1 pseudogene is annotated in these 750 nt (G+C 63.1%); it reads left to right on the plus strand.

Annotated features, from left to right (window positions below):
- Positions 1–63 precede the first annotated feature (63 nt).
- Positions 64–750: pseudogene (locus AC0L3J_RS37160) on the plus strand (transposase); the annotation flags it as partial.

Raw genomic sequence — 750 nt, forward strand, 5'->3', positions numbered from 1 at the left:
TGACCTGCCCCTGCCGATTTCCTCCAGTTGAAGTTTGAGTCCGGCCTTCTGAAGGACGGACAAATGAAGCGAGCCAGGTTTACGGAAGAGCAGATTATAGGCGTGCTGCGCGAGCATGAGGCCGGCGCGAAGACGGCCGATTTGGCACGCAAGCACGGCGTCTCGGAAGCGACGCTTTACAACTGGAAGTCCAAATTCGGCGGTATGGACGTCGCGGAGGCCAAGCGGCTACGGCAGCTTGAGGACGAGAACGCCAAGCTGAAGAAGCTGTTGGCCGAGCAGATGCTGGATGCGGCGGCGCTGCGTGAGCTTCTTTCAAAAAAATGGTAGGGCCCGCCGCCAAGCGCGAAGCTGTCGCGCATCTGCAGGCCGAATTGGGACTGTCAGAACGGCGGGCCTGCATCATCGTCAGCGCCGAGCGCAAGATGATCCGTTATCGGTCGAGCCGGCCGCCCGATGCCGAACTGCGGGTCCAACTGCGCGAACTGGCCAACGCCCGCCGGCGCTTCGGCTATCGGCGGTTATTCGTGCTGCTGCGTCAGCATGGCGAGCCGTCCGGGCTGAACCGTATCTACCGGCTTTATCTGGAGGAAGGCCTCAGCGTGCGTAAGCGCCGGGCTCGCCGCCGCGCGGTCGGCACCCGGGCGCCGATCCTGCTCGAGGCCCGGCCGAATGCCCGTTGGTCGCTGGATTTTGTCCATGACCAGTTTGCCAATGGGCGCCGGTTCCGGATCCTCAACATCGTCGATG

Source organism: Bradyrhizobium sp. Kon37 (assembly GCF_055807535.1).